At 65.3% G+C, this 26,696-nt stretch carries 25 protein-coding genes, 1 tRNA gene and 1 pseudogene; 13 read left to right on the top strand and 14 right to left on the bottom strand.

The genetic code is table 11. The features are described from left to right. The first annotated feature begins 7 nt into the window (after window positions 1-7). Together TK49_RS10345 and TK49_RS10340 are read left to right on the top strand one after the other, a co-directional pair. Window positions 8-505, top strand: coding sequence for a putative toxin-antitoxin system toxin component, PIN family (locus TK49_RS10345; protein ID WP_045786611.1), 498 nt, complete (start codon window positions 8-10; stop codon window positions 503-505). 25 nt (window positions 506-530) lie between these two features. Next, window positions 531-1,727 (top strand): pyridoxal phosphate-dependent aminotransferase, encoded by a 1,197-nt coding sequence (locus TK49_RS10340; RefSeq protein WP_045786610.1) that lies wholly within the window; start codon window positions 531-533, stop codon window positions 1,725-1,727. A gap of 15 nt (window positions 1,728-1,742) precedes the next feature. Here TK49_RS10340 and TK49_RS10335 read toward each other — a convergent pair whose 3' ends face one another. Beyond that, entirely contained in the window at window positions 1,743-2,396 is a 654-nt protein-coding gene (locus tag TK49_RS10335; RefSeq protein WP_045786609.1) for a glutathione S-transferase, read from the bottom strand. 113 nt (window positions 2,397-2,509) lie between these two features. Here TK49_RS10335 and TK49_RS10330 point away from each other — a divergent pair, with 113 nt between their 5' ends. Genes TK49_RS10330 through TK49_RS10315 form a run of 4 tightly spaced genes read left to right on the top strand, consistent with a single transcriptional unit; the run spans window position 2,510 to window position 6,688 of the window. Beyond that, complete coding sequence (locus TK49_RS10330; RefSeq protein WP_045786608.1) at window positions 2,510-4,018, top strand: 3-hydroxyacyl-CoA dehydrogenase; 1,509 nt, start codon at window positions 2,510-2,512, stop codon at window positions 4,016-4,018. Window positions 4,019-4,044: 26 nt separating this feature from the next. Next, complete coding sequence (locus TK49_RS10325; RefSeq protein ID WP_045786607.1) at window positions 4,045-4,824, top strand: oxepin-CoA hydrolase, alternative type; 780 nt, start codon at window positions 4,045-4,047, stop codon at window positions 4,822-4,824. A gap of 2 nt (window positions 4,825-4,826) precedes the next feature. Further along, window positions 4,827-5,561: a histidine phosphatase family protein gene (locus tag TK49_RS10320; RefSeq protein ID WP_045786606.1), complete on the top strand. Its 735-nt coding sequence runs from the start codon at window positions 4,827-4,829 to the stop codon at window positions 5,559-5,561. Window positions 5,562-5,599: 38 nt separating this feature from the next. Next, window positions 5,600-6,688, top strand: coding sequence for a phosphotransferase (locus TK49_RS10315; RefSeq protein WP_045786605.1), 1,089 nt, complete (start codon window positions 5,600-5,602; stop codon window positions 6,686-6,688). An 8-nt stretch (window positions 6,689-6,696) separates the two neighbouring features. On the opposite strand, the gene TK49_RS10310 is transcribed toward TK49_RS10315, so the two are convergent. Continuing rightward, window positions 6,697-7,113 carry a VOC family protein gene (locus TK49_RS10310; RefSeq protein WP_045786604.1) on the bottom strand — a complete coding sequence of 139 codons (417 nt, stop codon included), beginning with the start codon at window positions 7,111-7,113 and terminating at the stop codon, window positions 6,697-6,699. Between the two features lie 107 nt (window positions 7,114-7,220). Here TK49_RS10310 and TK49_RS10305 point away from each other — a divergent pair, with 107 nt between their 5' ends. After that, window positions 7,221-8,189 (top strand): LysR family transcriptional regulator, encoded by a 969-nt coding sequence (locus tag TK49_RS10305; protein WP_045786603.1) that lies wholly within the window; start codon window positions 7,221-7,223, stop codon window positions 8,187-8,189. Here the strand turns inward: TK49_RS10305 and TK49_RS10300 are convergent. Next, entirely contained in the window at window positions 8,117-9,064 is a 948-nt protein-coding gene (locus tag TK49_RS10300; RefSeq protein WP_045787836.1) for a LysR family transcriptional regulator, read from the bottom strand. The genes TK49_RS10305 and TK49_RS10300 overlap by 73 nt on opposite strands. A 67-nt stretch (window positions 9,065-9,131) precedes the next feature. Between TK49_RS10300 and TK49_RS10295 the strand changes: the two genes are divergently transcribed. The 4 genes and pseudogenes from TK49_RS10295 to TK49_RS10275 all read left to right on the top strand — a co-directional run bounded on the left by TK49_RS10295 (window position 9,132) and on the right by TK49_RS10275 (window position 12,869). After that, window positions 9,132-9,572, top strand: a complete 441-nt coding sequence (locus tag TK49_RS10295) for a PaaI family thioesterase (protein WP_045786602.1) — start codon at window positions 9,132-9,134, stop codon at window positions 9,570-9,572. A 78-nt stretch (window positions 9,573-9,650) separates the two neighbouring features. Next, window positions 9,651-10,910 (top strand): acyl-CoA dehydrogenase family protein, encoded by a 1,260-nt coding sequence (locus TK49_RS10290; RefSeq protein ID WP_045786601.1) that lies wholly within the window; start codon window positions 9,651-9,653, stop codon window positions 10,908-10,910. Window positions 10,911-11,079: 169 nt separating this feature from the next. Beyond that, the gene (locus TK49_RS10285) at window positions 11,080-11,772 is read left to right on the top strand and encodes a glutathione binding-like protein (protein WP_045786600.1); all 693 of its coding nucleotides are present in this window, start codon (window positions 11,080-11,082) and stop codon (window positions 11,770-11,772) included. 114 nt (window positions 11,773-11,886) lie between these two features. Next, window positions 11,887-12,869 (top strand): annotated as a pseudogene (locus tag TK49_RS10275) (IS3 family transposase). Between the two features lie 62 nt (window positions 12,870-12,931). Here the strand turns inward: TK49_RS10275 and rpiA are convergent. Further along, the gene (rpiA, locus tag TK49_RS10270) at window positions 12,932-13,618 is read right to left on the bottom strand and encodes a ribose-5-phosphate isomerase RpiA (protein ID WP_045786598.1); all 687 of its coding nucleotides are present in this window, start codon (window positions 13,616-13,618) and stop codon (window positions 12,932-12,934) included. A 155-nt stretch (window positions 13,619-13,773) separates the two neighbouring features. Between rpiA and tal the strand changes: the two genes are divergently transcribed. Next, the gene (gene tal / locus TK49_RS10265) at window positions 13,774-14,733 is read left to right on the top strand and encodes a transaldolase (RefSeq protein ID WP_045786597.1); all 960 of its coding nucleotides are present in this window, start codon (window positions 13,774-13,776) and stop codon (window positions 14,731-14,733) included. 9 nt (window positions 14,734-14,742) lie between these two features. On the opposite strand, the gene TK49_RS10260 is transcribed toward tal, so the two are convergent. The 3 genes from TK49_RS10260 to rnr are packed head-to-tail and all read right to left on the bottom strand — an operon-like array spanning window position 14,743 to window position 18,872. Beyond that, window positions 14,743-15,492 (bottom strand): SIR2 family NAD-dependent protein deacylase, encoded by a 750-nt coding sequence (locus TK49_RS10260; RefSeq protein ID WP_045786596.1) that lies wholly within the window; start codon window positions 15,490-15,492, stop codon window positions 14,743-14,745. Beyond that, a complete protein-coding gene (gene rlmB, locus TK49_RS10255; protein ID WP_045786595.1) occupies window positions 15,492-16,244 on the bottom strand; it encodes a 23S rRNA (guanosine(2251)-2'-O)-methyltransferase RlmB in 753 nt (250 codons plus the stop codon). Before rlmB ends, TK49_RS10260 begins: the two co-directional genes overlap by 1 nt. A gap of 39 nt (window positions 16,245-16,283) precedes the next feature. Next, window positions 16,284-18,872, bottom strand: coding sequence for a ribonuclease R (rnr, locus tag TK49_RS10250; protein WP_045786594.1), 2,589 nt, complete (start codon window positions 18,870-18,872; stop codon window positions 16,284-16,286). 70 nt (window positions 18,873-18,942) lie between these two features. On the opposite strand from rnr, the gene TK49_RS10245 reads away from it, so the two are divergent. Continuing rightward, window positions 18,943-19,027, top strand: a tRNA-Leu gene (locus TK49_RS10245). A gap of 368 nt (window positions 19,028-19,395) precedes the next feature. Here the strand turns inward: TK49_RS10245 and TK49_RS10240 are convergent. The 7 genes from TK49_RS10240 to hflX all read right to left on the bottom strand — a co-directional run bounded on the left by TK49_RS10240 (window position 19,396) and on the right by hflX (window position 26,635). Further along, entirely contained in the window at window positions 19,396-19,968 is a 573-nt protein-coding gene (locus TK49_RS10240) for a phosphoribosyltransferase (RefSeq protein WP_045786593.1), read from the bottom strand. 129 nt (window positions 19,969-20,097) lie between these two features. Beyond that, window positions 20,098-21,438, bottom strand: coding sequence for an adenylosuccinate synthase (locus TK49_RS10235; RefSeq protein WP_045786592.1), 1,341 nt, complete (start codon window positions 21,436-21,438; stop codon window positions 20,098-20,100). Between the two features lie 95 nt (window positions 21,439-21,533). After that, window positions 21,534-22,697, bottom strand: a complete 1,164-nt coding sequence (locus TK49_RS10230) for an ATP phosphoribosyltransferase regulatory subunit (RefSeq protein WP_045786591.1) — start codon at window positions 22,695-22,697, stop codon at window positions 21,534-21,536. A 58-nt stretch (window positions 22,698-22,755) separates the two neighbouring features. Next, window positions 22,756-22,956 (bottom strand): DUF2065 domain-containing protein, encoded by a 201-nt coding sequence (locus tag TK49_RS10225; RefSeq protein WP_045786590.1) that lies wholly within the window; start codon window positions 22,954-22,956, stop codon window positions 22,756-22,758. 76 nt (window positions 22,957-23,032) lie between these two features. Beyond that, a complete protein-coding gene (hflC, locus tag TK49_RS10220; protein WP_045786589.1) occupies window positions 23,033-23,944 on the bottom strand; it encodes a protease modulator HflC in 912 nt (303 codons plus the stop codon). An 11-nt stretch (window positions 23,945-23,955) separates the two neighbouring features. Beyond that, window positions 23,956-25,326: an FtsH protease activity modulator HflK gene (hflK, locus tag TK49_RS10215; protein WP_045786588.1), complete on the bottom strand. Its 1,371-nt coding sequence runs from the start codon at window positions 25,324-25,326 to the stop codon at window positions 23,956-23,958. Between the two features lie 55 nt (window positions 25,327-25,381). Continuing rightward, window positions 25,382-26,635 carry a GTPase HflX gene (gene hflX, locus TK49_RS10210; protein ID WP_045786587.1) on the bottom strand — a complete coding sequence of 418 codons (1,254 nt, stop codon included), beginning with the start codon at window positions 26,633-26,635 and terminating at the stop codon, window positions 25,382-25,384. Window positions 26,636-26,696 lie beyond the last annotated feature (61 nt).

The following is a 26,696-nucleotide window of genomic DNA, read 5'->3' as shown; positions in this document are numbered from 1 at the left end:
GTATCGAATGGCAGACGCTGCCGCCCTCGCTCCTTCGGCCCCCGCCCGCCCCTGCGCCGCGCCGCGCGTGGTGCTGGACTCCAACATCTGGGTCGACATTCTCGTCTTCGACGATGCGGTTGCGCGCCCCATTCGCGCGGCGCTGGAGGCAGGCCGCCTGGACGCCATCATCAGCCCGGCCTGCCGCGAGGAACTGCGACGCGTGCTCGGCTATCCGCAATTCGCGCACTACGCCGTCGATGCGCAGGCCGCGCTGGCCTGGGTCGATCGCGTCACGCGCCCGGTGGCAGACCCAGAGGAAGCGGCCCGCGCAAACGGCGAAACGTTCGTGCCGCGCTGCAAGGATCGCGACGACCAGAAATTCCTCGCGCTGGCCGATGCCGCAAGCGCCACGTATCTGGTCTCCAAGGACAAGGCCGTGCTTAAGCTCAAGCGGCGCATGGCCAAATATTGCGACGTGGCGGTGCTCCCGCCCAAGCAGTTTGTTTCGGAAGTCCAGTTGTAAGACAGTCCTCGCTCAAGCTGAAGTCATGACCACCGCTGCCGCACGCCCCGCTGAAACGCCCGCGCCCATCGCGTCCCTTCCCCCACTGCCCTCGCGGCTGCCGAATGTCGGCACGACCATCTTCACCGTGATGTCGGCGCTGGCTGCTGAAAAGCAGGCCGTCAACCTCGGCCAGGGCTTCCCGGATTTCGACTGCGACCCGCGCATCGTCGATGCGGTGTCCGATGCGATGCGCGCGGGCCTGAACCAATACCCGCCGATGACGGGCGTGCCCGCATTGCGTCAGGCCATCGCCGCGAAGGTCGCCAAGCTCTACGGCCACGCGTACGATGCCGACCGCGAGATCACCATCACCGCGGGCGCCACGCAGGCGCTGCTGACGACCGTGCTGTGCTGCGTGCATCCCGGCGATGAAGTCATCGTGTTCGAGCCGACATACGACAGTTACATCCCGTCGATCGAGCTGGCGGGCGGCAAGGTCGTGCCCATCACGCTGAACGCGCCGGACTTCCGCATCCCGTTCGACACGCTGGCCGCTGCGATCACACCGCGCACGCGCCTGATCATGCTGAACACGCCGCACAATCCGACAGGCACTGTGTGGCATGCGGACGATATGCGGAAGCTGGCGGAAATCCTCGCCCCGACCAACGTGCTGCTGCTCTCCGACGAGGTGTACGAGCACATGGTGTACGACGGCGTGCCGCATGCATCGGTGGCGCGCATTCCGGAGCTGGCGCGTCGCGCTTTCGTGGTGTCGAGCTTCGGCAAGACGTATCACGTGACGGGCTGGAAGGTTGGCTACGTGGCCGCGCCGGCCGCACTCATGGCGGAGTTCCGCAAGGTGCATCAGTTCAACGTGTTCACCGTCAACACGCCGGTGCAGCACGGGTTGGCGACCTACATGGCCGATCCGCGGCCGTATCTGGAGCTGCCCGCGTTCTACCAGCACAAGCGCGATCTGTTCCGTGCGGGTCTTGCGAAGACGCGATTCAAGCTGCTGCCATGCCAGGGCACGTATTTCCAGTGCGTGGACTACAGTGCCATCTCCGCTCTGCCGGAAGCAGAGTTCGCCACGTGGCTGACGAGCGAGATTGGCGTGGCGGCGATCCCCGTGTCGGCGTTCTATTCGCAGCCGCACGAATCAGGCGTGGTGCGGTTTTGCTTTGCCAAGAAAGACGAAACGCTCCAACTGGCGCTGGAGCGTCTATCGAAGGTGTAACGCCGCAACGGGCATTCAACGCTTGCTGGCGTAATACGCCAGCATCTGCTCCGTGTTGACCTTGCGGTCTGCGTTGACCTTCTGCACATTCGGGTTCTCGGTCATCTTCGCCAGGTACGGCTTCACGCCTTCGATCTGCGCGAGGAGGTCTTCGCCGTAGATGATCTTGCAGGCGGAGCTCACCAGCGGGAAATGCATGATGGCCGCGCAGTCGGCAATGGTGAACGTGTCGCCCGCCACATACGGCGCGAACTTGAACAGCTTGGCCGCCGCCGGAATGTTCTTCTGCAGCTGCTCGCGCGTTTTCGCCTTCAGGTTGTCGCTGATCTTGCCGCCGAAGAACGCTTCGGGATACAGCTGTCGCGCGACCAACTCCAGGTGCAGCTCGAGGAAGGTGACGACCTCGCGCACCTTGGCCGCCTTGAACGGGTCTGCCGGAATCAGCGGGCGCTGCGGATAGCGCGATTCCAGATAGTCGATGATGACCTGCGATTCGCACAGGCCCCCGTCTTCGCCCACCAGGTACGGCACCTTGTGCAGCGGCGAGATCTCGCCGTCGGTCTGGTCCGGCCAACGCAGCGATTCCTCGAACGGGAGGCCCTTCTCCATCAGCGCGAGCTTGACCTTGTTGTAGTAGTTGCTCGCAGAAAAACCGTATAGCGTCAGCATGTGAAGCAGTCTCCTTGGTGGATGGGTGCGGCCTGTCATGGTTGGCGCGGATGCCAAAAATCGCACGCTCGTGCTATTTTAGCCAGACTTCTTTCGATCGCAGCAGGTTTTCCATGCAGACTCTCGGGATTGTGGGCACCGGCGCCATGGGCCGTGGCATTGCGCAGATCGCGGCCCAGGCCAGGTTGCGCGTCAAGCTGTTCGACGCCAACCCGCAAGCCGTGGAAGCGGCGCGTACGGCACTGGCGGATACGCTCGCCAAGCTGGCCGCCAAGGGAAAGATGACGCCGGAGGAAGCCGACGCCACCGTCGCGCGGCTCGTTCCCGCCGCCGCCCTCACTGATCTGGCCGACTGCGATCTCGTGGTCGAGGCCATCGTCGAGAAGCTCGACGTCAAGCGTGACCTGTTCCGCCAGCTTGAAGACATCGTGCGCCCGGACGCGATCCTGGCATCAAACACGTCTTCGCTGTCCATCACCGCGATTGCCGCGGCATGCAAGCACCCGGAGCGCGTGGCGGGGTTCCACTTCTTCAATCCCGTGCCGCTGATGAAGGTGGTGGAAGTGATCGCCGGCCTGCGCAGCGCACCCGCCACCGGCGATGCCCTCGCCGCGCTGGCCAAGCGCATGGGCCACACGGCCGTGCGCTGCATCGACATGCCCGGCTTCATCGTCAACCACGCCGGCCGCGGCATGAACACCGAGGGCCTGCGCATCGCCCAGGAAAGTGTGGCCGGCTTTGCCGACATCGACGCCATCATGCGCGAGCAAGCCGGCTTTCGCATGGGGCCGTTCGAGCTGATGGACCTGACGGGGCTCGACGTTTCGCACCCCGTGATGGAATCGGTCTATCGCCAGTTCTATGACGAACCGCGTTATCGGCCGTCGCAGATGACCGCCGTGCGCTTGGCGGGCGGCATCCTCGGCCGCAAGACCGGCGAAGGCTTCTACCGATATCCCGACGGGCAGAAGCAGGTGCCTGCCGAAGCGCCCGCGCCGGCTGCGCGCCCGTCTTCCGTCTGGATCAGCCGCGCGCACGAGGCCGGCCACGCCGCCGCGCAACGCCTGATGCTGGACCTTGGCGTCACGCCCGAGGCTGGTGCCAAACCTTCAGCCGATGCCCTCATCATCGCCACGCCGCGCGGCCTCGATGCCACGGCATGCGTGGCGGCCGAAGGGCTCGACGCACGGCGCACCGTGGCGCTCGACACGCTCTACCCGTTTGCCGCCGCCAAGCGCCGCACGCTCATGACCACGCCCGCCACCGATGCGGCGTACCGCGATGCCGCGCACGGCCTGCTGGCTTCCGACGGCGTCCCCGTCACGGTGATCCGCGATTCGGGCGGCTTTGTCGCACAACGCATCGTCGCGTGCATCGTCAACATTGCGTGCGACATTGCGCAGCAGCGCATTGCCACGCCGGGCGACATCGACCTCGCCGTCACGCTGGGCCTGGGCTACCCCCAAGGGCCGCTGGCGCTGGGGGACACGCTCGGCACGACCGCCATCCTGGAGGTGCTGCAGAACCTCTACACGCTCTACGGCGACCCGCGTTACCGCCCGAGCCCGTGGCTGTTGCGTCGTGCGCGTCTGGGCATGTCGCTGCTTACGCCTGACGCCTGATTGCCGCTTACCCTCACGAGGCCACCATGACCGCGCAATTGCTCTCCAAGCGCATCGGCTCGACGCTGGTGCTGACGTTGTCCAATCCCGACGCGCGCAACGCGCTCGACCCGGTGATGTACACCACGTCGATGGAGGCGATGGACCGCGCCGCCAACGACAACGAGATCCGCGCCATCATCTTTACCGGCGCGGGCAACGCGTTCTGCGCGGGCGGCAACCTGAACCGCCTGCTGGAAAACCGCAGCAAGCCGAAGAGCGTGCAGGAAGAAGGCATCGACGCACTCAACCACTGGATCGAGACGATCCGCACGTTCCCGAAGCCGGTGATTGCCGCGGTGGAAGGCCCGGCAGCGGGCGCGGGTTTTTCGCTGGTGCTGGCGTGCGACTTTGCGGTGGCCGCGTCAGACGCGAAGTTCGTGATGGCCTATGTGAACGTGGCGCTCACGCCGGATGGCGGAGGCTCCTGGCATATCGCGCGCTTCCTGCCGCGCCCGCTGGCGAGCGAGATCATGATGCTCGGCAAGCCCGTGACCGCGGAACGGCTCGCGCATTTCGGCATCATCAATGAAGTCGTCAAACCCGGCGAGGCGCTCGACCATGCCCTGGTGCTGGCCGAGAAGCTTGCTGCGCAATCGCCGCATGCGGTCGGTCGCATCAAGGGCCTGATCGCCAATGCGGAAGACGCCTCGCTGCACGACCACCTGAGAGCCGAGCAGCACAGCTTTGTCGAAGCACTGCATCACACCGATGGCAACGAAGGTATCTCCGCCTTCCTGCAGAAGCGCAAACCACAATATCGCTGAGCATGGTCCCCTTCCCGACGCCCAAGCGCCGGCGCGTCTATCTGATGCGCCATGGCGCCGTGACGTACTTCGACGAGACCGGCCGCCCCGTGCCCTCGCCCGAGGCCGTACCGCTCAACGAACTCGGCCGCAGCCAGGCCACCGCTGCGGGGAAGATCCTTGCCGCGGAGAACATCGTCTTCGACCGCGTGATCGTCAGCGGCCTGCCGCGCACCGTGGAGACCGCGCAGCGCGTGCTGGCCGAGATGCCCGCGATGCAGGAACGCGGCATCGCGCTGGAGGCATGGCCCGAGCTGCAGGAAATCCGCGGCGGCAAGCTGGCGGAGATTCCCGAACATGAAGTCGCGCAAGCCTTCATCGGTGCGTTTGAAGGCACGGTGCATGAAGACCGTCGCTTCCTGAACGGCGAAAGCGTCGGTGAATTCCTCGACCGCGTGATCCCGGCCATCGCACGCCTGCGTGCCCTGCCCGACTGGGACACCATCCTGCTCGTGCTCCACGGCGGCACCAACCGCGCGATCCTCTCGCATGCCATCACGGGCGGCGAGCGGGTGTTCTTCGGCAACCTCGCGCAGACCGCCGGCTGCATCAACGTGCTCGACGTGGGCGACGCCCCAACCGACTGGGTGCTGCGCATGAGCAATTTCTCGCCGCCCTCGCCCGCACACCTCGGCTCGCGGCTGACGACGATGGAGGTACTGCTACAGCAGTACCTGCGCCATCGCCAGCCGACCTGATCTTTCCTCGACACACAACAAGATTCGGAGACACACCCATGGCACAAACGGAGCAGCAGGATTTCTCGGCCTTCGAAGGCACACGCCCGGTGGCGGAACAGCAGAAGTTCGACGTCGGCGCGCTCGAAGCGTGGATGCGCGAACATGTGCAGGGCTTTACCGGCCCGCTCAGCGTCGAGCAATTCAAGGGCGGCCAGTCGAACCCCACCTTCAAGCTGATCACCCCGTCGCGCACCTACGTCATGCGCGCCAAGCCCGGGCCGAAAGCAAAGCTGCTGCCGTCTGCACATGCCATCGAGCGCGAATACCGCGTGATGGACGCACTCGCCAAGACCGATGTGCCCGTCGCGAAGATGTACGCGCTGTGCGAAGACGAAGCCGTGATCGGCCGGGCGTTCTACATCATGGAGTTCGTGCAGGGCCGCGTGCTGTGGGACCAGGCCCTGCCCGGCATGGCGCCGGCCGAGCGCACCGCCATCTATGACGAGATGAACCGCGTCATCTCGGCGCTGCACACCGTGGACTACGCCGCCATCGGCCTGGCGGATTACGGCAAGCCAGGCAACTACTTCGCGCGCCAGATCGAACGCTGGAGCAAGCAGTACAAGCTGTCGGAAACCGAGTCGATTCCGGCGATGGACAACCTCATCGCCTGGCTGCCGCACCACGTGCCGCAAGAGGCACAGGAAGTGACCAGCATCGTTCACGGCGACTACCGGCTCGACAACCTGATCTTCCACCCGACCGAGCCGCGCGTGCTGGCCATCCTCGACTGGGAGCTGTCCACGCTGGGCCACCCGCTGGCCGATTTCAGCTACCACTGCATGAGCTGGCACATCGAGCCGGGGCAGTTCCGTGGCGTGGCCGGGCTGGACTTCGCCGCGTTGGGCATCCCCACAGAAGCCGACTACATCCGCCAATACGAACAACGCACCGGCCGCCGCATCACCGGCGACTGGAACTTCTACCTCGCCTACAACATGTTCCGCATTGCCGGCATCCTGCAGGGAATCATGAAGCGCGTGGTGGACGGCACGGCGTCTTCCGCGCAGGCGCTCGAAGCCGGCAAGCGCGCCCGGCCGATGGCCGAGCTGGGGTGGAAGTACGCCCAGCAGGCCGGCGCCTGACGCACGGCTCAGGCGTACCCGCGGGCCTCGTCCAACGGGCCGGACTGGCGGGCTTCCAGTTCCAGCATCACCGCGCCGGGCATCTGCACGAAGATCTGTACGGCGGTGCGCTCCGGGTGCCGGCGCACCTGATACGGCAGACCGCTCGCGCGCACCTTCGCGAGCACCGTCGATGCGTCCTGCTGCGTGCGGAAGCAGATGTGCGAGAACACCATCTCGGGGGCATCGCCCTCACGATCCACGAGGTGCACCAGCGCATCGTCGCCCTGGTACAGCCACGCCCCGGGAAACGGAAACGCCGGGCGCGGCCCAGGCTTCCAGCCAAGCACGTCTTCGAAGAACTTGAGGATGGGCGAATGGATCGACCCTGGGCCCGCCACGTGAAAGTTCACGTGGTCGAATGTCCAATCGCTGCCGGCTGTCATGGGATGCCTCCTTGCAATGACCGTAAATCGATCGCGGCCATTCTTTCATCAAACAAAAACAAGACAATCTGGCTATGCTTTGACGATTCTCCAAACGCGCTTTGACAATGATCGCCCTCGACGACCTGCGCCTGCTGGTGCGCATTGCTGATGCCGGCAACCTGTCCGCCGCAGCACGGCAGCTTGGCTGGCTGCCCGCCACCGCCAGCGCGGCGCTCAAGCGCGTGGAAACCGAACTCGGCGCACGCCTGTTCGAACGCACCACGCGCAGCATGCGCCCGACCGAGGCCGGTCAGCGCTATCTGGGGTATGCCAGGCAAGCCCTGGAGGCACTGGACGAAGGCGCGGAAAGCCTCGGCCAGGACCGCACCGAGCTCTCCGGCCCGATCCGCATTGCGGCCACATCCGACCTGGGCCGGCACATCCTGCGCCCTTGGCTCGACGCCTTCTGCGACGCACACCCTGGCGTGCGCATCACGCTCGTGCTCGGTGACCGGCTTGCCGACCTGATGCGCGAAGACCTCGACCTCGCGCTGCGCTACGGGCATCTGCAGGACTCGGCGCTGGTGCGGCGGCCAATGGCGATGCATCCACGCGTGATCGTCGGCGCGCCTTCGTATTTCAACCAGCACGGCCGTCCTGCGCACCCCAGTGATCTGGCCGACCACCGCTGCCTCATCATGCTGCGCAACGGCGAGCCCGTGACGCGCTGGCAGCTCACCCATGCAAGCGGCCCGGCTCCTGTCGATGTCCGTGGCGACTTTCAATGCGATGACGGCGCCGTCGTGCGCGATTGGGCCGTGGCCGGACGCGGGCTCGCATTCAAATCGTGGCTCGATGTGGCACAGGACGTGTACGCCGGCCGGCTGGAAGTCGCGCTGCCGGCCTGGAGCCACGCGCCCACGCCACTGCAGCTGGTCAGCCTCGCGCGCCGCCATCGCCCGGCGCGGCTGACCGCCTGTGCCGATTTTCTCGCGGCGCGCTTTGCCGAATTCAGCGCGCGTTATCCGTTCCCCTCGGCAAAAGCGGCGACGGCATCGTCCAGGGCCACTTCCGCCATCGCGGCGAAGACATGATCGCGTAGCCAGCGGCTGGCTGCGTCCTGGTCGCTGCTGGTGTGCCAGTACAGGTAGAGCTCCAGCGGCGGCACGTTGAACGGCAGCGGCAGCATGACGTTGCCATATGGCTCGTTGGCAATGCGCGCATACCGGACCGGCAGCGTGGCCAACAGGTCCGTGCAGCTCACCACGCGGCACGCAGCCGGATAGTGCTGGCAGCGCAGCCGCACACGGCGCTCGTGGCCCAGCCGGCGCAATTCCACATCTTCAAGGCCCGCCCCGCGCCGCCGTGACGACACATGCACGTGCTCGCATGCCAGATAGCGCTCCAGCGTGAGCGGCCCCTGCGTGACCGGGTGGCCGGGGCGCGCCAGCACCACCATCGGATCGTTCAGCAGCGGCGCATGCCGAATGGCGGGCGATGCGGGCAGCAGGATGTCGGCCGCTGCGTCGATCGTCCCGGCCAGCAGCTCCGCCTCCAGCTGGCGGCGGTCTCCACGCACGGTCGTCAGGTCGATGCGCGGGGCCTCCTTGGCGATGGCCGCCATGAGCGGCGGCAGCAGTGTCGCCTCCAGCGCGTCGCGCATCGACAGCGTGAAGCGGCGTTCACTGGTGGCCGGATCGAAGCGCGTGCCCTCGCGCAGGGTGCGCTCGAAACCCTGCAGCGCGGTGCGCACCTCGGCGATGAGCGTGCGGGCCAGCGGCGTCGGCACCATGCCTTGTCCGCGGCGCTCGAACAGCGCGTCGTCGAACAGCTCACGCAGCCGGCCCAGCGCGTGGCTGACCGCCGGCTGCGTCAGGTTGAGCGTACGCGCGGCCGCAGTGATGCCGCCTTCCGTATAGATGGCATCGAAGACGACGAACAGGTTCAGGTCGACGCGGGAAATATGCATGACATTGATGAACGGCAATCCACGAAATTCATTTTTCTTATTGTAGGCTAAGGCTTATGCTGGGCGCATGACGATTGCCCAGACCGCACCCACCGTCCCCGCCGGCTTTGAAACGCTGACCAGGCCCAGCCCCTTCCTGACGATGCTCGGGCCGGTGTATGCGCGTGGCATGGGCCCGTCGATGGTGATGGGCTTTCATGTGCTGGCACACCACCTGAACCGGCGCGGCATCCTGCACGGCGGAGTGGTCGCCTCGCTGGCCGACGCGGCGCTCGGGTATTGCCTGGCAGAGCCCGGCGAAGGCACCGGAGGCGCGCTGGCCATGTCCACAGCCAGCCTGACGGTGGATTTCATCGCCTCTGCCGGAGAAGGCGACTGGATCGAGATCACCCCGGAAGGGTTGCGCACGGGCAGCAAGCTGGCCTTTGCGCAGGCCCTTTTCCACTGCGGCGACCGGTTGGTTGCCCGCGCCAGTGCCGTGTTTGCAGTGCTCGGCGGGCGTGTCTGACGCATAGCCGAGCGTCTGGTCTGAACTGATTGATGGCTGCCCGTTCGAGGCGCTTGTTCGATGTACTGAGGAGACACCATGAATTTCGATTACACGCCCAAGGTCAAGGAAATGCAGGCACGCCTGCTCGAGTTCTTCGACCAGCACATCTACCCGAACGAGCACCGCTTCCACAAAGAAATCGAAGCCAACCGCCGTGCCGGCAACGCGTGGATTCCGACCAAGGTCATCGAAGAACTCAAGCCGCTGGCACGCAAGGCCGGGCTGTGGAACCTGTTCCTGCCGCGTTCGCCGCGCGCGCCCGAAGGGCTGTCGAACCTCGAATACGCGCCGCTGTGCGAAATCATGGGCCGGGTGCCCTGGGCGCCGGAAGTGTTCAACTGCTCCGCGCCTGACACCGGCAACATGGAAACGCTGGAGCGCTACGCGTCCGAAGAGCTGAAAGACCGCTGGCTGGAGCCACTGCTGCGTGGCGAGATCCGCTCGGCCTTCCTGATGACCGAGCCGGCCGTGGCCTCGTCGGACGCCACCAACATCGAATGCCGCATCGAACGTCAAGGCGACGAGTACGTCATCAACGGCCGCAAGTGGTGGTCGTCGGGCGCCGGCGACCCGCGCTGCGCCGTCTACATCGTCATGGGCAAGACCAACCCCGATGCCGGCCGCCACGAGCAGCAATCGATGATCGTGGTGCCCGCCAACACGCCCGGCATCACGGTCATGCGCCCGCTGAGCGTGTTCGGTTACGACGATGCACCGCACGGCCACATGGAAGTCGACCTCAAAGACGTGCGCGTGCCGGTGGGCAACATCCTGCTCGGTGAAGGCCGCGGCTTCGAGATCGCGCAGGGCCGCCTCGGCCCGGGCCGTATCCACCACTGCATGCGCAGCATCGGCGTGGCCGAGCGCGCGCTCGAACTGATGTGCAAGCGCTTGAGTTCCCGCATCGCATTCGGCAAGGCCATCGCGCAGCACAGCGTCTGGCACGAACGCATTGCCGAAGCCCGCTGCATGATCGAACAGGCCCGCCTGCTGACGCTGAAGGCCGCGTACATGATGGACACCGTCGGCAACAAGGTCGCCAAGGCCGAGATCGCGATGATCAAGGTCGTGGCCCCGAACATCGCCTGCCAGATCGTCGACTGGGCGATCCAGGCACACGGCGGCGGCGGCGTGTCGGGCGACTTCCCGCTGGCCTCAGCCTACGCACACCAGCGCACGCTGCGCCTGGCCGACGGCCCTGACGAAGTGCACCGCGCCGCCATCGCCAAGCTGGAACTGGCCAAGCATCTGCACCTGAAGGACGTTGTCGACATGCCCGTCACGCGCGGCGCCTGATACGCCGCACGGCCGTACCGTTCACTCCTTAACCCCGCCTTGAGCGGGGATTTTTTTGCCCTCTGCCCGGCGTCTGCGCGTTTCTGCGTTCTGTGCTGGAATGGAACACTTTGCGGGCTGCTGGTGGCCCGCACCTCTCTTCCCGGTCAGAAGCCAAGGAGCGAACTCGATGATCGACGTCTATAGCTGGGCCACGCCCAACGGGCACAAAGTGCACATCATGCTGGAAGAATGCGAGCTGCCTTACCGCGTTCACGGCATCAACATCGGCGCCGGCGACCAGTTCAAACCCGACTTCCTCAAGATCAGCCCCAACAACAAGATCCCGGCCATCGTCGATCAGGATGGCCCGGACGGCAAACCGATCTCGCTGTTCGAATCGGGCGCGATCCTGCTGTACCTCGCCGGCAAGACGGGCAAGTTCCTGCCCGACGACGTGCGCGGCAAATACGAAGTGCTGCAGTGGCTGATGTTCCAGATGGGCGGCGTCGGCCCGATGCTCGGCCAGGCGCACCACTTCCGCATCTACGCGCCCGAGAAGATCGAGTACGCGGTCAATCGGTATACGAACGAAGCCAAGCGGCTGTATGGCGTGATCGACAAGCGCCTGGGTGAATCGAAGTTCCTCGGCGGCGCGGATTACTCCATCGCCGACATTGCGACGTGGCCGTGGCTGCGCAGCTGGAAGAACCAGGGGATCGAGCTGTCGGATTATCCGAAGCTGCAGCGCTGGTTTGAAGCGATTGAAGAACGCCCCGCCGTACAGCGCGCGGTGAAGGTGCTCGCCAAGGAACGGCCGGCTGTGCAGGACGACAAAGCGAAGGAGATTCTCTTCGGGGCGACGCAGTACGAGCGGCGTTGATCTGGCGTTTTCCTTTTGCTGGAAGGGCTGCCTTGTTTGGTGGCCTTTTTTGTTTTTGTTGACCCGTCCTGAATAAGGTTGACACTTTTTCCTGGTGGAGCAAGGAGAGTCAAGATGCAAGGGGCAAAGAAGCGAACGCAGCGGGACTACAGTCTGGCTTTTACGCTGTCGGTCGTGGAGCAGGTCGAAAGAGGCGAACTGAGCTACAAGCAGGCGCAGCAGCGGTACGCAATCCAGGGTCGCTCGACGGTGCTGTCCAAGGGCTGAGTGTCGAGCGGGCCTGCCGATACATCGGCATCAGCCGCCAGGCGTACTACAAGCGCTGCGCGCGCGAGCGCACCCGCAGCGCCCAGGTCGAGCAGGTCACCACGCTGGTGCGGCACGTGCGCCTGCGCCAGCCGCGCCTGGGTACGCGCAAGCTGCACCACCTGCTCGCGCCTGAACCCACGCAGGCGGGCATCGCACTCGGGCGTGACCGGTTGTTCGTCCTGCTGCGTGCCGCGCGCCTGCTGGTTCCCCAACAACGGGCGTATCACAAGACTACACACAGCCACCACCGTTTCCGGCGGCACCCGAACCTGCTCAAGGAAGGTCCGAACCAAGTCGTCCCCACAGGCCCGGAGCAGTTCTGGGTGACCGACATCACGTACTTGCCGACTGCAGGACGCTGCGCGTACCTGAGCCTGGTGACGGACGCGTACTCACGCAAGATCGTCGGCTACCACGTGCACGAGAGCCTGCATGCCGAGTCGGTCAGCCGAGCACTGAAGATGGCGCTCAAGACGCGCCAGACCAAGCAGCAGCTGGTGCACCACTCGGATCGCGGCATCCAATATTGCTCGAGCGAGTATCAGCGCATCCACAAACGGCACGGCCTGACATGCTCGATGATCGACGGCTACGACTGCTGTCAGAACGCCCTGGCCGAGCGGGTCAATGGAATCCTCAAGGGCCAGTTCTTGCTCAGCCGCCCCGCCGATCTGCAGCAGGCCGAGCGCATAGTGGCCCAGTCCGTGCACATCTACAACCATGAGCGGCCGCATCAGGCCCTGAAATACAAAACGCCCGATGCGGTGCATCGCGCGTCTAGTGGCTGAACTGAGTGTCAACCTATATCAGGACTTGACAGGCTGCGCCGTGTCAGCGCTGCATGCGGGCCCTAGAAATCGCGGCGCTGCACGCCCGCTTCCGTACCGAGCAGCAGCACATTGGCGCCGCGCTTGGCGAACAGGCCGACCGTCACTACGCCCGGGATGTCGTTGACGGTGCATTCCAACGCCTTCGGATCGGCAATCCGCAGGCCTGCCACATCCAGGATCACATTGCCGTTGTCGGTCTTGTAGATCTGGCCTTCCTTGGTCATGCGCAGGCGCGGCTGGCCGCCCAGCGCCGCAAGCTGACGCGCAACGGCCGCACGTGCCATCGGCACCACCTCCACGGGCAGCGGGAACGCGCCCATCGTCTCGACGAGCTTGCTGCCGTCGGCGATGCAGACAAAGACATCGGCCACCGAAGCGACGATCTTCTCCCGCGTGAGCGCACCGCCACCGCCCTTGATCATCGCGCCGGAGGCATCGATTTCGTCCGCACCGTCCACATACACGGGAATAGCGTCGACCTCATTCAGATCGAGCACCGTGAACCCATGGCCCTGCAGGCGACGCGTCGAGGCCTCCGAGCTCGACACCGCGCCGGCAAAGCGCGCCTTGTGCGGTGCCATCGCATCGATGAACAGATTGGCCGTCGAACCCGTGCCGACACCCAGCACGGCGCCCGCGGGCACGTTGGCCAATACGTAATCTGCGGCGGCCTGCGCCACCAACGCTTTCAGTTCATCCTGCGTCATCGCAAATACCCCAAGAAACCGGTCCGGATCGGAAAACCCGGTAGTGTACCGGATCGCCTGGGCGGCCCTCCCCGGCTGGCGCAGCGAAACGTGCGGAGTACAATCGATTCATCCCTCCACCTCCAGTGCTTCGCTGGCATGCACTTCGTCGGATCATGAATCAGCTCGATCAACTTAAGCAGTTCACCACCGTCGTCGCCGACACGGGCGATTTCCAGGCCATGCGCGCCTACGCGCCGCACGACGCGACGACCAACCCGTCGCTGATCCTCAAGGCCGTGCAGAAGGCCGAATATCGTCCGTTGCTGGAGAAGGCCGTGCGCGATGCCCGCAGCGACAGCGTGGAAGACATCACCGATGCCGTGCTGGTGGCCTTCGGATGCGAGATCCTGTCGATCATCCCGGGCCGTGTGTCGACCGAGGTCGATGCGCGCCTGTCGTTCGACACCGAAGCCACGGTCGCAAAGGCCAAGCACCTGATCGCACTGTACGAAGCGCGCGGCGTGGCGCGCGAGCGCGTGCTGATCAAGATTGCGTCGACCTGGGAAGGCATCCGCGCGGCGGACCTGCTTCGCGCCGAAGGCATCCGCTGCAACATGACGCTGCTGTTCTCGCTCGCGCAGGCGGTGGCGTGCGCGGAAGCAGGCGTGCAACTCATCTCGCCCTTCGTCGGCCGCATCTACGACTGGTACAAGAAAGACGCCGGCGCCAACTGGGACCCGGTCGCCCAAGGCGGGGCAAACGACCCGGGCGTGCAATCCGTGCTGCGCATCTACAACTACTACAAGAAATTCGACTACCCGACCGAGGTGATGGGCGCCAGCTTCCGCAACACCTCGCAGATCATCGAACTGGCCGGCTGCGACCTGCTGACCATCAGCCCCGAGCTGCTCGCGCAACTGCAGCAATCGGATGCGCCGGTCGAGCGCAAGCTGTCGCCCGAACACGCCAACGCGGCCAACATCGCGCGTCTGCCGGCCGACGAGAAATCGTTCCGCTGGCATATGAACGCCGACGCGATGGCAACGGAAAAGCTCGCCGAGGGCATCCGCCTGTTTGCCGCGGACGCGATCAAGCTCGAAGCCCTGATTGAACCGCTGCGTGCGGCAGCGTAAGGAACCGGCTCAAGCCAGCATGGCGGGCAGGCACACGCCCGCCGGCTGGTGGATCACCAGATTGGCCGTCTCATCGAGGGCGCTCGGCTCGGGATTCACGACGATGACCTTGGCGCCGTGATCCTTCGCCAGCCCGGGCAACCCTGCCGCCGGATACACGAGGCCGGACGTCCCCACCACGAGGCATACGTCGCACGTGCTGGCCGCCTCTTCCGCACGGTAGTTCGCCACGAGCGGCAGCGGCTCGCCAAACCACACCACCCCCGGGCGCAGCATCGCACCGCACGTTGCGCAGCGCGGTGGCCTGCCAGGCTCAGCCGTGGCGATATCGCACTTGCCGCAGCCGCCCAGCCATTTGTCGGCGAACAGGTTGCCGTGCAGCTCGACCACACCGACGCTGCCCGCGCGCTGGTGCAGACCGTCCACGTTCTGCGTGACGAGCGTCACCGTCTTGCGCCTGGCCAGTGCGGCGATCGCCAAATGCGCGGGGTTCGGCTGCGCCTGCAGCACGCGCTCTCGCCGCTGCTGGTACCAGTCCCACACCATGCGCGGGTGCTTCCGGTACGCGGCCTCGGTCGCCAGGTCTTCCGGGTTGAAGCGGGACCACAGCCCGGTCAGCGCATCGCGAAAGGTGGGAACACCGGATTCCGCCGACACGCCCGCACCCGTCAGCACCATGACGTGTTGGGCCGCACCGATCCAGGCCTGCGCCTGGGCCAGCGCGGCCGCGTCGGGTGCGGCCGGCAAGTCTGCGCGCATCACTTCCTGGCAGATGCCGCCGCGCGCTGACGTACGGCCTCGAACAGGCACACGCCGCTGGCGACCGAGACGTTCAGGCTCTCCACGCTGCCCGCCATCGGGATGCTGACCAGCGTGTCGCACGTTTCGCGCGTGAGGCGACGCATGCCTTCGCCCTCGGCGCCCATCACGATCGCGATGGGGCCCTTGAAGTCCGCCTGGTAGAGATCCTGTTCAGCTTCGTCAGCCGTGCCGATCACCCACACGCCGCGCTCCTGCAGCTCGCGCAGCGTGCGCGCCAGGTTCGTCACGGTGATGTAGGGGACGGTCTCGGCAGCACCGCTCGCCACCTTGGCCACCGTAGCGTTGATGCCGACGCTGCGGTCCTTCGGCGCAATCACGGCATGGGCACCCGCCGCATCGGCCACGCGCAGGCACGCGCCGAGATTGTGCGGATCCGTCACGCCATCCAGCACGAGCAGCAGCGGCGTGCCTTCGATGCCGTCAAGCAGTTCATCGAGATTGAGCGCCAGCGACAGCGCCTCGGCCTTCGCCACCACGCCCTGGTGGCGATCGGTGCCGGCAATGCCGTGCAGACGATTGTTGTCTGCGGGAATCAGCCGCACGCCCGCAGCTTCCGCCGCCTTCAGGAAATCCTGCATGCGGCGGTCGCGGCGGTTGGCCTCGAAGTAGATTTCGTCGATCGACTTCGCGTCGTGGCGCAGCCGGGCAGTGACGGCGTGAAAGCCGATGAGGAGTTTGGATTTAGACATGGCGCGATTGTACCCGTCCGCCCTCACTCCCCGGCCGTTTTAGCGCCCCCTCGTCTTGCGCGCAGACTTGGCCGCGGCCTTGCGCGGCGCGGCGGTCTTGCCCTTGGACTTGGCGGGGCGTGCTGCCTGCTTCTTGCGCGCGGGCTTGGCATGCGCATGGCCCGGCGGCAACGCGCGTGCGCCCGGCTCGAATACCGGCTGCTCTTCGAACACGCGGTCGAGCGTCTCGTCAAACGACTCCTCGGGCTTGGCCGTCCCGCCCAGCAGCGCCGCGAGCTGGCGCGGCTTCTTGCGGCCAACCGGCGGCGCCGGCGTGGCCACGGCAGGCTGACGCGTCGCGACGCCTTCGGCCGCTCCCGTCACCTTGGCCGGGCGCAGCGCCTTGGTCGAAGGTTCCTGAATCAGACGGAAATCCATCTTGCGGGCATCGAGGTCCACACGCAGGAGTTGCACGCGCACGCGGTCTGTGAGCCGATAGCGGATGCCGGTCCGCTCGCCGCGCAGTTCGTTGCGTGCCTCGTCGTACTGGAAGTAGTCGCTGCCGAGTTCCGTCACGTGGACCAGGCCTTCCACATACAGCTCGTCGAGCTGCACGAAGATACCAAACGACGTGACGGCGCTGACGGTGCCCGAGAACTCGTTGCCGAGCTTGTCGCGCATGAAGTAGCACTTGAGCCATGCTTCCACATCGCGCGAAGCCTCGTCGGCGCGGCGCTCGTTGGCCGAGCAGTGGACGCCGAGCTCGTGCCAGATCGCCTCCGCTTTGGCCTTGTTCACGACGGCGGCCGGCATGCCCTTCTCGGCCTCGGCCTGCAGGCGGCGCGCCTTGGGCGAGAGCGCACTGTTCAGCTGCACGCCGGGCGCCAGCGACGGCACATAGCGCGTGTGATGCAGGATCGCCTTGATGGCACGGTGCACGAGCAAATCGGGGTAGCGCCGGATCGGACTGGTGAAGTGCGCGTAGGCCGGGTATGCCAGGCCAAAGTGGCCGATATTGTCCGGGCTGTAGACGGCCTGCTGCATCGAGCGCAGCAGCATGGTCTGCAGCATCGGCGCGTCGGGGCGCGCGGCGATCTTCTCCATCAGCTCCGCATAGTCGGCCGCCTCGGGCTTATCGCCGCCGCCGAGCGTCAGACCGCTCGTCTTCAGGAAGGCACGCAGCGCCTGCAGCTTTTCTTCCGTCGGACCCGCATGCACGCGGTACAGCGCAGAGTGCTTGTACTTCTCGAGCATTTCAGCGGCGCAGACGTTGGCCGTCAGCATGCACTCTTCGATCAGCCGGTGCGCGTCGTTGCGCGTGCGCGGCAGGATCTGCTCGATCTTGCCCTGCGCGTTGCAGACGATGTACGTCTCGGTCGTGTCGAAGTCGATCGCGCCACGCTCCCGTCGCGCCTTGAGCAGCGTCTGATACAGCTCGTACAGGTCTTGCAGATGCGGAACCAGCGGCGCCCTCTTGGCAGCCTCGGGGCCCTTCACGTTCGACAGGATCGACCAGACCTCGTTGTAGGTCAGGCGCGCCTTCGAATGCATCACCGCCGGATAGAACTGGAATGCCTTGATCTGCCCCTTGGCCGTGATGACCGCATCGCACACCATGCACAGGCGGTCGACCTCCGGGTTCAGCGAGCACAGGCCGTTGGAGAGCTTCTCGGGCAGCATCGGGATCACGCGGCGCGGGAAGTAGACCGAAGTCGCGCGGTCAATCGCATCGGCGTCCAGCGGATGCCCCGGCCGGACGTAATGCGACACGTCCGCAATCGCCACGATCAGGCGCCAGCCCTTGCCGCGGCCGATCTTGATGGGCTCTGCATAGACGGCATCGTCAAAGTCGCGCGCGTCTTCACCGTCGATGGTCACCAGCGGAACGTCGCGCAGGTCGATGCGGCCGGCCAGATCGGATTCGCGCACCACGTCGGGCAGTGCCTCTGCCTCGCGTTGCGCCGGCTCGGAGAATTCGTGCGGCACGCCGTACTTGCGCACGGCGATTTCGATCTCCATGCCCGGGTCGTCGATCTCGCCGAGCACCTCGACCACGCGGCCGATCGGCTGCACGTAGCGATCCGGATATTCCAGGATCTCAACGCTCACGACCTGGCCCACCTTGGCCTTGCCCTGCCCCTTGGGAGCGATCAGGATGTCGCGGCCCAGGCGTTTGTCTTCAGGCGCCACCACCAGCGTGCCGTTCTCGGAAAGCAGGCGGCCGATGATGCGCTTGTTCGCCCGCTGCAGGATCTCGACGATCTGGCCTTCGGAACGGCCACGGCGGTCGTAGCCAACGGCCCGCACGAGGGCGCGGTCACCGTGCATGGCCTTCTGCATCTCGCGCTCGGGCAGGAAGATGTCGGGCTCGCCATCGTCGCGAACGAAGAAGCCGTAGCCGTCGCGGTGGCCGATCACGCGGCCTTCGATGAAGTTGGGCTGGTGCGCCAGTTCGTAGTGTCCCTTGCGGTTGAGTTCGATCTGACCATCCCGCTCCATGGCGGTCAGACGCTTGATGAAGCCGTCGTGCTCCTTGCGCGTGACCGACAGCGCTTTGGCAATATCGGTGGCAGACAGCGGAGATCCCGACGTGCGCAGCACACCGAGGATTTCCTCGCGGCTCGGGATCGGATAAGTCGGTTGATTCAATTTCTTCTTCTAGAGTGTTGACAGGTTCGCTAAAACCCGTAATAATTGCAGCTTCGGTACACGCACACCGGCCCAGGTGGCGGAATTGGTAGACGCACTAGTTTCAGGTACTAGCGGGTAACTCCGTGGAGGTTCGAGTCCTCTCCTGGGCACCAGAGTTTAGGAACGGCGCAACGCAAGTTGCGCCGTTTTTCTTTTCCGAAGCCAGATCGTTGTTCAGTAGCTGACGCGGCATTCCGCGAAGGGCGAGAGGCATTGTGTCTCGGCTATCGTGCCGGGGCCCGGCCGGATGCACCGGTCTCAGCAGCCCCAGACGCTGGGTGGGTTCGACGCCTGGCGCATCGATCAAGGCACGCCACGCTTCAACTGACCGCGCACGCTGCAATTGGTGATACTGCAAAGCCAATCCGTGCGCGGGTTTCGAGCCAATGTTGCAGCCCGTGACGTGAGGTTACCGAAGTGGCACGCACGACGCAAGCCGCACAACCCTCCCGCTCCAACCTCACATCCACCGAATGCCGAATCAAACCGCGGGCGCCTCTCCATTGCCGGCCGTACGCGCCTTGCCGCGCTTGATCCAGGCGGCGAGGTTGTGTGGGCGCAGCGTGTCGTATTCCTCGAACGGCTGGTGGATCCACGGGTTGGTCGGCAGGAACTGCACGGCGTAATCCGGTTTGATCTTTGAGCATGCCTTGTGCCACAGCACGGCGGTACGCACCTCCGTCACCGCCGGATAACGCTCCTTCAGGTGACGCCCGACGCGCTCCAGCGTGACGCCAGAATCGACCAGGTCGTCGACCAGCAGCACGCGGCCGGACAATTCACCGCGCGTCATCGTGATGTACTGGGCAATGTCCAGGTCGCCCTGCTGCGTGCCCGCCGCCTCCCGATAGCTGCTCGTCGCCAGGATCGCCAGCGGCAGGTCGTAGATGCGCGAGAGCTGGTCGCCCACGCGCAACCCGCCACGTGCCAGGCACAGGATCTTGTCGAACTTCCAGCCCGATTCGTGCACGACCAGCGCCAGACGTTCAATCAGGCCATGGTAGTCATCCCAGGACACCCACAGGTGCGCGTCGTCGTTGATCGGCTGGTTCATCGTGTTCCTCTTCCTAACGTAAAGGCGGCGTGCATGCCGCTGTCGTGTTCTCTATGTTCAACAAAAGCGCGCCGCCCAATGCAAATTCGCCCGGCGAATCACCGGGCGAATCTGGACGGTACGCGCGCGTCAGTCCTTGTACGGATGACGCAGCAGGATGGTCTCGTCGCGATCGGGGCCCGTCGAGATCATGGCAATGGGAATGCCGGCCACTTCTTCGACGCGCTTCAGGTAGGCCTGCGCGGTTTCGGGCAGCGCGTTCCATTCCTTCAGGCCGAAGGTGGAGGTGTTCCAGCCCGGGAACTCTTCGTAGATCGGCTGGCAGCGCGCCACGGCGTCCGACCCGCGCGGGAGGATGTCGACCTCCTTGCCGTCGAGCGTGTAGCCGACACACAGCTTGATGGTTTCCAGGCCGTCGAGCACGTCGAGCTTGGTGATGCACAGGCCCGACACACCGTTGATCTGGATCGCGCGGCGCAGCGCAGCGGCATCGAGCCAGCCGGTGCGGCGCGGGCGGCCCGTGACGGAGCCGAACTCCTTGCCGACATTGGCCAGGCGCACGCCGATCGGGTCCTGACGCGCCGGGTTGTCAGCGTCATACAGTTCGCTCGGGAACGGGCCGGAGCCCACGCGCGTGCAGTACGCCTTTGTGATGCCAAGGATGTAATGCAGTTGGCCCGGACCCACGCCGGCGCCGGCAGCGGCGTTGCCCGCCACGCAGTTGCTCGAGGTGACGAACGGATACGTACCGTGGTCGATATCGAGCAGCGTGCCTTGCGCGCCTTCGAACATCAGGTTCTTGCCGGCGGCGTTGGCAGCGAACAGCTCAGCCGACACGTCAGCCACCATCGGCTTCAGACGTTCCGCGTACGACAGCATTTCGTCCAGCGTCTGCTGGAAGTCCAGTGCCGGATGGTTCAGGTATTGCGTGAGAACGAAGTTGTGGAAGTCCAGGTTCTCGCGCAGGCGCTCGGCAAAATAGCCCGGGTCGAACAGATCCTGCACACGCAGCGCGCGGCGCGCAACCTTGTCCTCGTATGCCGGGCCGATACCGCGGCCGGTCGTGCCGATCTTGCTCGCGCCGCGCTTGAGTTCGCGCGCCTTGTCGATGGCAACGTGGTACGGGAGGATCAGGTTGGTCGCTTCGGAAATGCGCAGGCGGTTCTGCACCTGCACACCGGCCGATTCCAGCTCGTCGATTTCCTTGAACAGCGCCTCGGGCGAGAGCACGACGCCGTTACCGATATAGCACGCAACACCATCGCGCATGATGCCCGATGGAATCAGACGCAGAATCGTCTTCTTGCCGCCGATGATGAGGGTGTGGCCTGCGTTATGTCCGCCCTGGAAACGAACCACGCCTTGCGCATGATCGGTCAGCCAATCGACGATTTTCCCTTTACCTTCGTCACCCCACTGGGTGCCGATGACGACGACGTTGCGTCCTTGGCTCACTGCTGGTGCGGACATGTTGAATTTGCAGATGGGTTAAAAACGTATTCTACCCTTGTTGCCGGGGGCTTCCCCGAAATTGCAGGGTACTTACAGAACGTTATGCAACACCTTCAGGCTGAAGCGTTGCGGGGCTTGACGATCCAGCGGCCACCCTCGTCCACCAGTTGGCGGTCGTAGGCGAACTCATCCAGATCCTCAGGATGACCTGGGAGCGACTGGATGACGATCTCGCCGGCCGCACGCAACGCGGCAATCGCCTCGCGCAGCTTGGCGTCGCCAGACCAGGGTGCGTGGATGGCGGCGGCGCGCGCCTCGACGGGGGAAATTCCGGCGACTTCGCGCAAGTCCAGCGAGAAGCCGGTTGCCGGGCGAGCACGGCCGAATGCCTGGCCCACCTTGTCGTAGCGGCCGCCGCGCGCCACGGCGTTCGGCACACCGGCGACGTAGGCCGTGAACATCACACCGCTGTGGTAGTGGTAACCGCGCAGGTCGGCCAGGTCGATGTTGACCGTAGCTCCGCCGGCGCGCTCGGCCAGCGTCGCCAGATCGTCCAGCGCACGGCTGATCGCCGGGAGGGGCGGCAGCCGCTTACGTGCCAGATCGAGCACATCGAGCCCGCCGTACAGGGACGGCAGCAGGTTGATCGCATCGCGTTGCGCGACCGGCAACTCCGCCGTAACGGCACGCAGCGCCGGCGCGTCCTTGGACGCGAGCGCGGCGAACAGATCATCCCGCATGCTGGACGCCACGGGAGATTGCTCGAGCAAGGCCGCGACCACACCCACATGGCACAGATCCAGACGCACGTCCGCCAAGCCGGCCGCCGACAGCGCGGCCAGCATCAGATCCTGGATTTCCAGGTCGGCTTCCAGACCGGCGTGCCCGTAGATTTCGGCGCCGATCTGCAGCGGCTCGCGCGTGACGTGGAAGCCGCTCGGACGCGTATGGAGCACGGACCCTGCATAGCAGAGGCGCGTCACGCCGGCGCGGTTCAGCAGGTGGGCATCGATACGGGCGACCTGCGGCGTGATGTCGGCGCGCAAGCCAATCGTGCGTCCCGAAAGCTGATCGACGAGCTTGAAGGTCTTCAGATCCAGATCGTGGCCGGTGCCCGAGAGCAGCGACTCGATGTACTCCAGCATCGGTGGCATGACGAGCTCGTAGCCGTAGGTGCGGAACAGGTCGAGCATGCGGCGGCGCAACTCTTCAATCTTGCGCGCCTCGGAAGGCAGCACGTCGGCAATGGATTCAGGCAGCAACCAATTGGTCGGCATGGCGGTCTCGCTCGGGAATCGAGGGTCAGCGGAAATTCGTGAAAAGGCAGGAAGTTGGCTAGCGATGCAGCAGCCGCAGCAGGATCAGCCCCGCCGCCATCGACACCAGGCCAACCACGCGCAGCTTTTCATCGGGCAGCTCGGTCAGCATCTGGAAAGCACGGCGCCAGGCCTGCGGCGCCACGAACGGCAGGATGCCCTCGAACACGAGCACCAGCGCGCAGGCAGCCAGCAAGACGGAGGGGAGTGACTCTTCCATGGGATACAGGGGGCGAACGAACAAAACCCCGGCAAGCCGGGGTCTGTCCGCCTCAATCGATCAACAGCGCATTGTACTAGCGATGGCGCCCCGTCTGGGCAGCCGGCGCCGCCGCGTTGCCGCCGTTGGGGCTGCGCATGTACTTGAAGAAATCGCTGTTCGGCTGCAGCACCATCACGTCCTTACGATCGCGGAACGATGCGCGGTACGCCTCCATGCTCCGCCAGAACGCGGCGAACTGCGGGTCGCGGCCGAAAGCCTCGGCATAGATGTCGGCGGCGCGCGCATCGCCTTCACCCTTGATCTTCTGGGCATCCCGGTACGCATCGGCAAGCACGACCTCGCGCTGGCGATCGGCATCGGCGCGGATCTTCTCGCCTTCGGCGGCGCCCGTGGAGCGCAGCTCGTTGGCCACGCGCTTGCGCTCCGCCTCCATGCGGCGGTAGACGGATTCGGTCACGCTCGCCAGCAGGTCGACGCGCTTGAGCCGCACGTCGATGATGTCCACGCCGACCGACTTTCCATACTCCTGCACGCCCTTGAGGATGCTCTGCATCACGGCTTCGCGGTCTGTGGAGACCACGTCGGACACCGTGCGCCGCGCAAACTCATCGCGCGCGATGGAGTTGATCTTCTGCGTCATGCTGTCCTGCGCGAGGCGGTTGTCGCCCTTGAAGCTGACATAGAACAGCCGCGGATCCGACACTCGCCACTTGACGAACCAATCCACCAGCAGGTTCTTCTTCTCGGCCGTGATGAAGCGGTCGGCCCCGGCCACATCGATGGTCTGCAGGCGCTTGTCCATGAACACCACGTTCTGCAACGGCGGTGGCAGCTTGAAGTGCAGGCCCGGCTCCTTGATGACCTGCTTGATCTCACCAAAGGCGAACACGACGGCGTAGCGCCGTTGATCCACCACGAATACCACCGACGACAATATCGCCAGGGCAATGACCAGCGCCACGAAGGCGGAAATCAGACGGTTCATGTGCCCTCCTCTCAGCGCGAATCGCGGTCACGGTTGCGCAGCGCCTCGCGCGAGCGCGAGTCGGCGTCGGTTGCCGGTGACGGATTGGAAGGCGTCGGCACACTCTGCGCCGAGCCGCTGTCCTGCGGCGAAGCCCCGGGTGTCGTGGGCGGATGCGAGCCACCCTGCGTCTGCGCGATGAGCTTGTCCAGCGGCAGATACAGCAGGCTGCCATTGCTCTGGTCGACCATCACCTTGGTCGCGTTGGCGTAGATGTCCTGCATGGTCTCCAGATAGATGCGGTCGCGCGTCACTTGCGGCGCCTTCGCGTACTCGCGCTGCACTGAGGCAAAGCGCGCGGCATCGCCTTCGGCACGCGCGGTCACACGGGCCTTGTAACCCTGCGCTTCCTCAACGAGCCGCGCAGCCGTACCCTTGGCACGCGGCACGACGTCGTTGGCGTACGCCTGGCCTTCGGAAATCGCGCGCTCGCGATCCTGTCCGGCCTTGGTCACATCGTCGAACGCGGCCTGCACCTGTTCAGGCGGCTGCACGCTCTGCACGTTCACGCTGAGAATGCGGATGCCAGTCTTGTAGGCCGACAGGATGCGCTGGATCGACTCCGCCAGATTGCGGCTCACGGCATCGCGCCCCTCGTACAGCACGGCGTCCATCTTGTTGCGACCGACGATCTCGCGCACGGAGGTTTCGGCGGCCTGCGTCACCAGTTCCTCATCGCCGCCGCGATCGGTGCGGTTGTAGAACAGGTATTCGACCGGATCGGCAATGTTGTACTGCACGGAGAAACGCACGTCGACGATGTTCTCGTCCTGCGTGAGCATCGAGGAATCCTTCAGATTCGTGTCCTTGATCTGCGTGGTGCGGCCGATCTCGAGCGTACGCACGCCCGACAGGTTGACGATCTCGTGCGACTCGATCGGATACGGCAGGCGCCAGTTGATACCCGGCGTCGCCAGGTACTTGAACCGGCCGAACTGCAGGATCACGCCCGTCTGGCCTTCCTGCACGATGAAGAAGCCGCTCGCGAGCCACAGGCCCACGAGCACCGCCACCAGCACACCGACGCCCAGGCCGGAGGTACCGCGCCCGCTACCCGGGCGAAGCGGCGTCGGACCGCCGTTGCCGTTGCCGCCTTCCTTGCGGCCGAACAGGTTGTTCAGCCGGCGGTTGAAGTCGCGCCACAGCTCGTCGAGGTCAGGCGGGCCATCCTGGGGCGGCTTGCTTTGACGCTTCGGTTCGTCCTTGTCTTCGCGCTCGGCATTGTCGTCGCCGCGACCCCAGCGGGGATCATTCAGCGAAAGCAGCACGCGCAAGCGGTGCCACAAGCCTCGCACCGGCTTGGGCGGGACCATGGAAGAAAGCTGGGTCGAAATCTCGGGCATGAGCGGTCGGGCTTGTCCTGATTGTCTGACTGCGAAAGAGTAACGGGGCATTCTATCAGCCCTGTTCGTCACCTTCGGCGGAAGCGCCGTGGCGCCGCAAGCTTTGCGACAGTTCGTCACGCTGCTCCGAAGACGCATCGCGACGGCTGTCGAAGCGCGGATCGAATTCACCACCGTCGGGCGCCGGATGCTCGCGCAGGCGAATGGCGGTTTCCACCAGCGCTTCGCGCAGCAGATCCAGCCCCGCGCCCTCGATGGCAGACACGAACACGCGGCGCACCGCCCCCGCTTCGTTGCGTTCGATGCGTGGGCCCTGGGCGCGCAGTTCCTCGGCGGCGTCGATCTTGTTCATCACCAGGATCTGCGGAATGCCGCTGGCGTCGATTTCTTCGAGCACGCGGTCCACCTGCTCCATCTGCTCATGCTTGACGGCGCTGGCAGCATCCACCACATGCAGCAGCACATCGGCGTGTACGGTTTCTTCCAGCGTGGCGCGGAAGGCCGCGACCAGCTGCGTGGGCAGATCGCGAATGAACCCCACCGTGTCCGACAGCACCACGTTGCCGAGCCCTTCCAGATAGAGCCGCCGGGACGTCGTGTCGAGCGTGGCGAACAACTGGTTGGCGGCATAGGCGCGCGCCTTGGTCAGCGCATTGAAGAGCGTCGACTTTCCCGCGTTGGTATAGCCGACCAGCGAAACCGAAAACGCATCGTTGCGGCTGCGCGCGCGGCGCTGCGTATCGTGTTGGCGTTGCAGCTTGTCGAGCTCCGCCGAGAGCCGCTTGGCACGTTCGTCCAGCATCCGGCGGTCGAGTTCGAGCTGACGCTCGCCGGGGCCGCCACGCATGCCGATCCCGCCCTTCTGGCGCTCCAGGTGGCTCCAAGCCCGCACCAGCCGCGAGGCCTGATAGCGCACGCTCGCGAGCTCCACCTGCACCTTGCCGACGTGGCTCTGGGCGCGCTGGCTGAAGATGTCGAGGATCAGGCCGGTCCGGTCCACGACGTGGCGACCGAAGAAGCGCTCAAGATTGCGCTGCTGGGCCGGGCTCAGGGCATGGTTGAAGATGACGATCTCGGCATCTTCCTCGTCTGCGGCGATCTTGACCTCTTCCGCCTTGCCGGCGCCGATGAACAGTGCGGCATCGGGCCGGGAACGTTTGCCCGTGACCGCGCGCACCGGGTCAGAGCCGGCCGTGGACGCCAGCAGCGCCAGTTCACTCAGACTTTCCTGGAAATCGTGTTTGCCGAAATCGACGGCGACCAGAATGGCGCGTGTCGGCTCCGAGCTGGAGGTGGGATGAGATGCCAAGCGGGGAAATGAAGTACGGGAGAAGCAGGGATGGGAGCGTCCCGCCGCGCGGACGGCGGCG

Source organism: Ralstonia mannitolilytica, from assembly GCF_000954135.1.
GTDB lineage: Bacteria > Pseudomonadota > Gammaproteobacteria > Burkholderiales > Burkholderiaceae > Ralstonia > Ralstonia mannitolilytica.
The sequence above is the reverse complement of the archived record's forward strand: the minus strand, read 5'-3'. Positions and strand labels throughout refer to the sequence as shown.